Below are 9,286 nucleotides of genomic sequence, written 5' to 3'. Positions count from 1 at the left end.
CCCGATCCCCCCGCCCCCGGCCGGCCCGGCGGCGCGGACGGCGGCTCGGCCGTCGGATGACTCCCCGTGCTGTCCTCCCAGCGCTGGGTGTCCTCGTTCCAGTACTGTCCGCCCCCGCTCATCGGCTGACTCTCACATCCCCAGGAGGCCGGCCAGGGCGCCGGCGGAGGCCAGGAAGGTGACCAGGGCCTGGGAGTCGGACAGCAGTTCCCTCAGGCGTTCGCGGCGGGTGGGGCCGGCCTGGCCCGTGGTCGCGATCTCCGTCTCCGTCTCCGCGAGGGCCTCGTCCAGCGCGGCCGTCTGCTCGGTGCCGCGCACCCGTTCGGCCAGGTCGGCCCGCAACTCCCTTATGGCGGCGAGCAGTTGTTCGGTCGCCTCGTCGCGCTGCGGGCCCGTGCCGTGGTGCACGTGGTGGCTCTCGGCGTGCGACCGGCTGCCGATGGCGAAGGTGTTGTTGCCCGAGATGTCGCCGATGTTGACGCTCGGCTCGTTACTTGTCACTGGTGTCGGCTCCCTTCGGCGGCACCGCACCGCCCGAGACACTGGAGGATGCGGCGGACGAGCCACTGCCGACCGCGAAGGTGGACCCCTCGATCCGGCCGATGTTCACGTCCCCGTTGCTGATGTTGACGACCTTCTGGACGAACTCCCCGGTCTCGTAACCGGATTCTGCGAGCGCGGCCCGCACCCCGTTCGCCACCCTGTCCTGCACGCTCTTCAGGTAGCGCACCACGTCCATCTCCTGGAACGTGGAACCGGCCGGCGCCGCCCCCAACTCCCGTACCGACGCCCCCGGTCCGTCGGGCAGCGCCCCGGCGTAGCCGCCCGTGAGCAGCCGCCACACGTACACCAGCCCCCGGCCCAGCTGCCCCAGCGAGCGGCCGACGGACGACGGCACCAGGACGAGCGCGCCCGCCGCCTTCCCGGCCAGGTTGTTGTGCCGGAACCGGTGCGCCACACGGTCGGCGTCCTTGAAGTCGGCGCGCACCGGCGTCAGCACATGCGGCGCGATCTCCAGCATCAGCATCCGTCCCTGCGTGTGGATGCGCACGAACACCGTGACGACCAGCTCCTCCTCCCAGCCGCCGACCCGGATGCGCAGGAAGTGCCGCCGCTTCTCGGCGCCCTCCTCGACCGCCCGGGCCCGGTGCTCCTCGAAGGCCTGCGGGGTGTACGGCGCCTGGTCCCGGGTGAGCAGCCCCTCGGCCGGCAGGAACACGCACTCGTCGATCTCCAGCCAGCGCAGCCGGTCACGGACCCCGGGCCCCGCGAACTCGGCCGGGACACGCAGCTGTTCGAGCAGCGGACGGATCCGCTCCAGGACCGTGCGGTTGCTCAGCGGCTGCTGCTTCCGCTCCTCGTCCGGGCGGAGTTCGACGGCCAGCACCCAGGTGTCGTACGCGGCGCCCGCCCCGCAGAACGGCCGCGCCTCGTGGTACATGATCAGCGGCGCGTGCTGTTCGAGCCGGATGCGCTGCTTCAGCCGCTGGAAGCGCGGGTTGTCGGCCTGTTCGGCGGGGTCGTTCGCCGCGTCACCGAAACGCTGTGGGGAGAGTTCGGCGGCCAGCGCGCGGCTGACCTGGTTGCGCTGGGCGTATCCGCACCAGGCGATGAGCGCGAGCACCGCCAGTCCCAGCCAGGCCCGCCACGGCTCGATCAGATCGGTGATGGAACTCGGCGAGAACACGTCCGTGAAGCTCGACGAGTCGGAGTAGGGGTCGGAGTACGTGCCGTACGAACCGGAGGAGGAGCCGCTGTCCGAGCCGCTGCCGAACGCGGCGATCAGGGCGAACGCCAGTATCAGCGCGAAGGACAGGCGGCCCCACCAGCGGACCAGGAACGCGGGGACCAGCCGCCACAGCGGCGGCTCCTCGGCCCGCCCCCTGATCCAGGGCGCGAGGGCGAGGGCCACGCTGGGCCAGACGAAGAAGGCCAGCAGACCGCCGCTGAGCACCCCTCCGACCACCCACAGGCCGAGGATCGCGCCGGCCCAGAACAGTTCGAAGCGGCGGGCGCGCAGGGCGTGGGCGAGGACGCGGGCGGCGTCGAAGCCGAGCGAGGGCGCGACGATCCGCTGTTCGTTGAGCTGCAGTTCCTCGATGACCCGGTCGCGGTAACCGGAATCCAGATAGGTGCCGGCGCACAGCAGCCGGGTCGCCTCGCTGGCGTGCGGTGGGACGGGCGGTGTCGGCAGCGCCCCCGTGGAGACCACGGGCTGCGGTTGCTGAGGCACGTAAGCGGTACTCACGCTACTCCCCCGATGCGTGGATGGACCGTTGTCAGACGTTCAGTTGACAAACCATCAGCATAGAGGGGCAGGTGGTACGGGGAAAGCGGAATGCCGACCGGGCGAGCGGCTACACGGACCGTTCGGCGAGCAGTTCCCGGACCGTCCGCCTGAGCCAAGCGTGGGCCGGATCCGCCTCGTGCCGCGGATGCCAGGCCAGCCCCAGGTCCAGCGGGGGCAGTGGCAGCGGCACCTCGAACGCCACGAGGTCCAGCGCCGCGGCGAGCGGTAGCGCCCAGGAGCTGATCAGACCGACCAGATCGCTGTCCCGTACGACGAACAGGGAGGCGGGAAGGGTCCCGATCGTGCCCGCCACGCGCCGCTTCAGTCCGAGTCCGGCGAGCGCCTCGTCGACCGGTCCGTGCAGCCTGCCCCGGCGCGAGACGATCAGGTGATCGGCCTCCGTGGCGAACCGCTCCGCCGTCAACTCCCCTTCCAGCAGCGGATGCCCGGCCCGTACGACGCCGAGCATCCGGTCCTGGTACAGCTTCTCCCGGTGCACCTCGGGCGCGGTCGTGTCGATGACCCCGACCTCCAGATCGGCGGTCCCCTCGCGCAGGTACGGCTCGTCCGCGTGGCTCTCGGCCAGGTAGCGCACCCGGATGCCGGGCGCCTCGGCCGCGGCCCGGGCGAAGAGGGCGGGAGCGAGGGCCGCGCCGATGGTGTCGGGGCCGATGATCGTGAGGGTGCGGCGCAGGGTCCGTACGTCCGCGTCCCGGCCCGGCGCGAACAGCGCCCGGGCCCGCTCCACCACCGCGCTCACCTCCGCGCGCACGGCCAGCGCGTGCGGGGTCGGCACCATCTGCCGCCCGGCCCGCACCAGGATCGGGTCGCCGAGCGCCTTGCGGATACGGCCGAGGGTGCGGCTCATCGCCGGTTCGGACAGGTGCAGCCGCTGTGCGGCGCCCCGCACGCTGCGCTCCTCCAGGAGCACGTCCAGGGCGGCCAGCAGATTGAGGTCGAGGTGCGCGGATTGTGTCACGTGCAGGTATCCCTTGCGAAAGTTGCACTGGAGTGCAGGACGGACCCGAGCCTACGGTGACAGGGCATCCCGAACCAGCCGTCGAGCTCCTCAGGAGGAGCCATGCCCCCGCACGCCCTGAAACGGTCCGCCCTCCTCGCGATGTGCGCCTGCGTCCTGGTCGCGCAGTCCATGGTCGCCGCCGTCAACCTGCTGATCCCGCAGCTGAGTTCGTCCGCCCTGCACCCCTCGCACACCGATCTGCTGTGGACGGTCGACGCGTACGTCATCGTCTTCGCCTCCCTGCTCATCCCGGCGGGCGCCCTCGGCGACCGGTACGGCCGCAAGGGCGCCCTGCTCACGGGGCTGGGCGTGTTCGCGGCGGGGGCCGCCACCAGCGCCCTCGCCACGGGCCCGGCGCTGCTCGTCACCGGCCGGGGCATCTCCGGCGCGGGCGCCGCGCTGATCACGCCGTCGACCCTGTCGATCCTGATGCGCCTCGCCGGTCCCGAACACCGCGCCCGGGCCATGACGGCCTGGACGCTGGCACTGGGCCTGGGCGGCATGGCCGGCAACCTCGGCGGCGGTCTGGTGGGCCAGTTCCTCACCTGGCGCGCGCTGTTCCTCGCCATGGTCCCGCTCGCCGCTCTCCTCGCCCTGGCCGTGGCGCTCACCACGCCCCGCACGGAACGCTCCCCCGGCAACCACCTCGACCCCCTCGGCACCCTCCTGCTCACCGCGGCCCTGGTCGCCCTCCTCTTCGGCATCATCGAGGGCCCCACGCACGGCTGGGCCTCCCCCCGCATCCTGGGCGTCTTCGCGGCCGGCGCCCTTCTGACGGCCGCCTTCACCGCCCACGCCCTCCGCTCGCGCACCCCCCTCCTCGACCCGCGCGTCTTCAGGTCGCCCCGGCTGCGCGCCGCCTCCCTCGGCATGGCCACCGGCTTCTTCGGCCTGTTCGCCCTCTTCTACGTCAACTCGCAGTACCTGCAAGGCGTGAAGGGGTACGGCCCAGCCCTGACCGGCGTCGCGATCGTGCCGCTGATCGTCGGCATGGCGCTGACGCAGCGGCTGGCGACGCGCTGGACGTCGTACCCCCGGCCGGTCATCGGCACCGGCCTCGCGCTCATCGGTCTGGGGCTGCTCGCCGCGTCCACCGCGGACGCGGGCACGCCCTACCCGGTGTACGCCTGCTGGCTGTTGGTGATCTCGGCGGGCGCCGGTCTGAGCATGCCCGCGCTGACGCTGGGGGTGGTCACCTCCCTCCCGGCCCACCAGGCGGGTCTCGGCTCCGGGCTCGGCACCTCGGCCCGTGAGATCGGCGCGGCCCTCGGCGTCGCCACCGCCGGCACGGTCCTGGCCGCCCATCCGGACTTCGCCCATGGCATGGGCCCGGCCCTGCGCACGGCCGCCCTCCTGGTCCTGGCGGCGACGGCGGCGGTCGTGGCCGGGTACGGCAAGCACAGCACAACGCGCACTATCGCGTCGAGCGGGAAACGCGTACTATCGCGTTCAGCTCGACCCTGACCTCCAACTCCCCTCCTCCGCCCGCGAGTTCCCAGGAGCCGCCCCATGCCCGCTCTGCTCTCCCCGGTCCTGGACCTGCTGACGCTCCAGGGCACCGTCACCGAGGCCGAACCCGTCGCCGACCGCATGCGCCGACTGCGCATCGAGGGCGAGGCGCTCACCGGACTCACCGTCCGGCCGGGGCAGCAGGTGCGGGTGCTGGTCGGCGGCGGGCTGACCCTGCGCACGTACTCGATCCGGAGCTACGACCCCGCCGGCGCCGTGGAGTTGTGCGTGCTGGACCATCCCGGGGACGGCCCCGGGGCGCGATGGGCACGCGGGGTCGGGGTGGGCGAGCGGGTGCGACTGCGCAGGCCGGAGGGGACGTTCGTGCTGCGGCCGGACGCCCCGCACCATGTGTTCGTCGGTGACGAGACGGCGTCCGTGGCCTTCGCCGCGATGCTGGACGCGCTGCCGGAGGGGGCCCGGATCTCCGGCTGCGTGGAGACCGAGACCGAGGGCGACCGGCTCCCCCTCCCCCACGGCGACCAGCTCAACTGGATCCTCCGCGACGGCGGTTCGCTCGTCGACGCCGTACGGGAGCTGGCGCCCGCGCCCGGTGGGGTCGCGTATGTCGCCGGGGAGGCGCGGGCCGTGCAGCGGGTGCGACAGGTGCTCGTGCGGGAGGCGGGCTGGGACCGGCGGGCGGTCCTCACCAAGCCGTTCTGGGCGCCGGGCAAGAAGGGGCTGGAGTAGGGGTCAGGTGCACTGGGCGCCGGTCGGGCAGAAGTACCGCACCGCCGCCCTCAGCGGCTCCCGCACCTGTTCGGGCGCCAGGCTCGCGGGGCCGCTGGCGCGGATCGCGTACAGGGTGCCGTCGGCGGCCTCGAAGCGGTGGTCGATGACCTGGCGGGCGCCCTTGTCCTGGTCCGTGTAGCGGTACGTCAGTTCCGCCCAGGTGTCGCCGTGGTCCCGCTGGATCACCTGGTAACCGGGCTGCTTGGCGAAGCCGTAGCCGGGATCCGTCTCGGCCAGGGTGAGCGACTCGTAGGGCGTGGACTCCGTGACCCGGAAGATCTGCAGCTGGCGGCCGTCGGCGGGGGAGTCGTAGTAGACGATCGGCGCGAGCTTGCCCTGCTTCTCACGGCGGGTCCAGCCCTGCGGGACGTCGACCGCGTAGCCGACCGGGTCCTCGGCGCGGCGGTAGCCGGCCGAGGGCGAGTTCAGCGGCGAGGCCGGCGGGGTCGTGGTGGGCGTGTCCGACGGGCTGCTCGGCGGCTCGGAACTCCGGCCCGGACTCGGACTGGTCGAGGCCGAGACGCTCACGGAGCTCCCGGTCACGGGGCCGGCCCCGGTGCCGGAGCGGTGATCCCGGATCAGGTACCAGGTCCCGGCACCGGTCCCCGCGCCGACCGCGACGACCAGGGCGATGACGGCGAGCACCCGTCCGACGCGGCGCCGGGGCGCCTGCGGCGGGACGGGAGGCAGGGTGTACGGCGGTGTGGGAGCCCCGGTGTAGGCCGGGCCGGGCGGCAGGGGGGACGCCATGTACGCGGGGCCCGGGGGTGTCGCGGGCCCCGGCGGTGTGACGGGTCCCGGCGGCGGTGTCGGCCCCGGCGGCGGTGTCGTCCAGGGCGGCGGGAAGGCGCCGCCGGTCTGCGTTTCGGCGGACGCCCACGGCGGGGTGGCCCCCGTCTGCCCGTCGGACCAGGCGGCCCGGCCTCTCTCCTCGCTCGGTTCCCGCTCCGGCCCGGAGCCCGAGCCGGCGTCGTACTCGTCCCATCCGCTCATCACGAACCCCCCGAATCACCCCTGGTGGTACCGCCTTAGACGGTAGCGGCGAAAACGGGCGCGGGCCCCGTTCCGACCGAAACCGGAACAGGGCCCGTGCGGGCTCGTGACGAAACCGAGGAAACGGCGGCCGTCGGACGGCGACCGTCAGATGGCGACCGTCAGATGGCGACCGTCAGATGAGGCCGAGACCGCGGACCGCCTCGCGCTCCTCCTCGAGCTCCTTGACGGAGGCGTCGATGCGGGTGCGGGAGAACTCGTTGATGTCCAGGCCCTGGACGATCTCGTACTGGCCGTCCTTGGTGGTGACGGGGAAGGAGGAGATCAGGCCCTCCGGGACGCCGTAGGAGCCGTCCGACGGGATGCCCATGGAGACCCAGTCGCCGTCGGCGGTGCCGTTGACCCAGGTGTGCACGTGGTCGATGGCGGCGTTCGCGGCGGACGCGGCGGAGGAGGCGCCACGGGCCTCGATGATCGCGGCGCCGCGCTTGGCGACGGTCGGGATGAAGTCCTCGGCCAGCCACTTCTCGTCGCTCACGACCTCGGCGGCGTTCTTGCCGGCGATGGTGGCGTGGAAGATGTCCGGGTACTGGGTGGCGGAGTGGTTGCCCCAGATCGTCAGGCGCTTGATGTCGGCGACCGTCGAGCCGGTCTTCTTCGCGAGCTGGGTCAGCGCGCGGTTGTGGTCGAGGCGGGTCATCGCGGTGAAACGCTCGGCCGGTACGTCCGGCGCGGCGGCCTGCGCGATGAGCGCGTTGGTGTTGGCCGGGTTGCCGACGACGAGGACCTTGATGTCGTCCGCCGCGTGGTCGTTGATGGCCTTGCCCTGCGGCTTGAAGATGCCGCCGTTGGCCTCGAGGAGGTCACCGCGCTCCATGCCCTTGGTGCGCGGGCGGGCGCCGACCAGAAGGGCGACGTTGGCGCCGTCGAAGGCGACGTTCGGGTCATCGCTGATGTCGATGCCCTGGAGCAGCGGGAACGCGCAGTCGTCCAGCTCCATGGCCGTGCCCTCGGCGGCCTTCAGCGCGGGCGTGATCTCCAGGAGGCGCAGCTTGACCGGCACGTCCGCGCCGAGCAGCTGGCCGGAGGCGATGCGGAAGAGGAGGGCGTAACCGATCTGGCCGGCCGCGCCGGTGACGGTGACGTTCACGGGAGTGCGGGTCATGGCGTTCTCCGTAGGACAGCTGGCGGTGGGCGTCCTTGCCCTGGGGGTGCGGACGGGACGTACAGATGATCGATCTCTTGGTATCGAGAGAGATCCACCGGTCAGGCTATCGCGCATCCGGGATCCCGCACCGCCGGGCCCGTGTGGCCCACCCCACAGAGTAAAACCGCGCCGAAAAATTCGGGGCGGCACGCATGGGGATGCCCATCCCGGGCACGCGAAACGTACCCCCACGGGAGTCCGGCACAGTCGGTACCCCCCACCAGGCGGCCGCCCAGTCCCCCCTCTCCCGGACGGGCGGCCGCCCCCTTGTGCCGCTGCGCATGTGCCGCTGTGCCGCTAGGGGGTGCACCCCTTCTGCCCGGACGCCAGCGTCGCGCAGGCCTTCGCCTCGCCCGCGTCCTTCACGGCGACCATCGGCGTGTACGCGATCGTGTCGCCGGCCTGGGTGATGCTGTCGTTCTCCTTGGCGGTGCCCGCGGTGACCTGCACCGAGTCGCCCGGCGCGGCGGCGGTGATACGGCCCCACGCGGCGCCGCAGGTCTTGCTGTAGCGCACCTCCAGGGTGACCGTGCCGACGGTGGCGGTCTTGGCGGTCGTCACGGCGGCGGCGTCCTTGGTGCACCCCATGGCCTCGGCGTCCTTGCCGGTGCAGGAGGCGCCGGCGCACTTCACGCCGGCCGGGAGGTCGACGGAGCTGACCGAGGGCGAGGGCGAGGCCTTCGCCCTCCCGTGCTTGCCGCCGCTGCCGCGGTCGGTCAGGAAGAACACCGCCGCCATCACCACCAGGACGCCGACCAGCCCCGCGAGGAACATCGTCAGCCGCCGGCGGCCGGCACCGGAGGAGGAACCCCCGCCGGGCCCGGGAGCCTCGCCGTACCCACTGGGTGTCTCCGGTGTCCGGACGACACCGTCGGACGCGGATCCCCGCTCGGGCGCGCCGAGCACCGGCGATCGTCCGCCGGCCGGCGACGGGCCCTGGTAGCCCGCCAGCCGCCAGGAGTTGGCGCCGGAGGAGCCCTGCGAGGACGCGGCCTCGGACGCCCCCGCGCCGCCGCCGTCCGGTGCCTCGGAGGCGACCGGCTGCGGCGGCACCGTCGGCGCCACTCCCGCAGGTCCCGCGATCCCCGGTGTCACCGTCGCGCTGCCGCTCCTGGCGACCGCCTTGCCGCCCTTGCCGCCGGCGCTCGTCGCGGGGGGCGGCCCGAACTCCCCGAGCGCGGCGCGCGCCTGGGATATCCGGATGGCCTCCATGGTCATGTCGTGGCGCATCTCCGACTTGCTCCAGGCACGCTCGGCGAGCTCCCACATGGTCGTCAGATGGACCGGGTTGGTCCCCGTGACCTCGGCCAGCGCCACGATCGCGCCCTTGGGTGCGAGCAGCCGGCCGTTCAGGTACCGCTCCCAGGACGTCTTGCTGTAACCCGTGCGGTCGGCCACCGACGCGATGCTCAGGCCGCTGCGGTCCACGAGCCGGCGCAACTGGCTCGCGAACTCCCTGACCTGCGGATCGAGTTCATCCGGCAAGGCCCTCCAACGAGGCATTGCTTCCCCCCTCTTCCCCCCTGCTTGGCAC

General features: G+C 72.9%; 8 protein-coding genes. 2 read left to right on the top strand and 6 right to left on the bottom strand.

The window, feature by feature from the left end:
• Window positions 1-132: 132 nt before the first annotated feature.
• The 3 genes from GRC12_RS37760 to GRC12_RS37750 all read right to left on the bottom strand — a co-directional run bounded on the left by GRC12_RS37760 (window position 133) and on the right by GRC12_RS37750 (window position 3,275).
• On the bottom strand, window positions 133-501 hold the full coding sequence (locus tag GRC12_RS37760) for a hypothetical protein (protein WP_208784752.1): 369 nt from the start codon (window positions 499-501) through the stop codon (window positions 133-135).
• Window positions 491-2,248, bottom strand: a complete 1,758-nt coding sequence (locus tag GRC12_RS37755) for a hypothetical protein (protein ID WP_208784750.1) — start codon at window positions 2,246-2,248, stop codon at window positions 491-493. Before GRC12_RS37755 ends, GRC12_RS37760 begins: the two co-directional genes overlap by 11 nt.
• A gap of 109 nt (window positions 2,249-2,357) precedes the next feature.
• Window positions 2,358-3,275 (bottom strand): LysR family transcriptional regulator, encoded by a 918-nt coding sequence (locus tag GRC12_RS37750; protein WP_208784754.1) that lies wholly within the window; start codon window positions 3,273-3,275, stop codon window positions 2,358-2,360.
• A 96-nt stretch (window positions 3,276-3,371) separates the two neighbouring features.
• Between GRC12_RS37750 and GRC12_RS37745 the strand changes: the two genes are divergently transcribed.
• Window positions 3,372-4,775 (top strand): MFS transporter, encoded by a 1,404-nt coding sequence (locus tag GRC12_RS37745; RefSeq protein WP_208784748.1) that lies wholly within the window; start codon window positions 3,372-3,374, stop codon window positions 4,773-4,775.
• A 45-nt stretch (window positions 4,776-4,820) separates the two neighbouring features.
• Window positions 4,821-5,510 (top strand): siderophore-interacting protein, encoded by a 690-nt coding sequence (locus GRC12_RS37740; RefSeq protein ID WP_208784747.1) that lies wholly within the window; start codon window positions 4,821-4,823, stop codon window positions 5,508-5,510.
• Window positions 5,511-5,513: 3 nt separating this feature from the next.
• On the opposite strand, the gene GRC12_RS37735 is transcribed toward GRC12_RS37740, so the two are convergent.
• The 3 genes from GRC12_RS37735 to GRC12_RS37725 form a co-directional block, all read right to left on the bottom strand.
• On the bottom strand, window positions 5,514-6,545 hold the full coding sequence (locus tag GRC12_RS37735) for a hypothetical protein (RefSeq protein WP_208784746.1): 1,032 nt from the start codon (window positions 6,543-6,545) through the stop codon (window positions 5,514-5,516).
• Window positions 6,546-6,720: 175 nt separating this feature from the next.
• Window positions 6,721-7,710, bottom strand: a complete 990-nt coding sequence (locus GRC12_RS37730) for a malate dehydrogenase (protein ID WP_208784745.1) — start codon at window positions 7,708-7,710, stop codon at window positions 6,721-6,723.
• Window positions 7,711-8,049: 339 nt separating this feature from the next.
• Window positions 8,050-9,237, bottom strand: coding sequence for a DUF2690 domain-containing protein (locus GRC12_RS37725; protein ID WP_244374382.1), 1,188 nt, complete (start codon window positions 9,235-9,237; stop codon window positions 8,050-8,052).
• Between the last annotated feature and the right edge of the window lie 49 nt (window positions 9,238-9,286).

Origin of the sequence: Streptomyces griseorubiginosus (genome assembly GCF_017614965.1) — a bacterium.
Lineage (GTDB): Bacteria > Actinomycetota > Actinomycetes > Streptomycetales > Streptomycetaceae > Streptomyces > Streptomyces griseorubiginosus_B.
The sequence above is the reverse complement of the archived record's forward strand: the minus strand, read 5'-3'. Positions and strand labels throughout refer to the sequence as shown.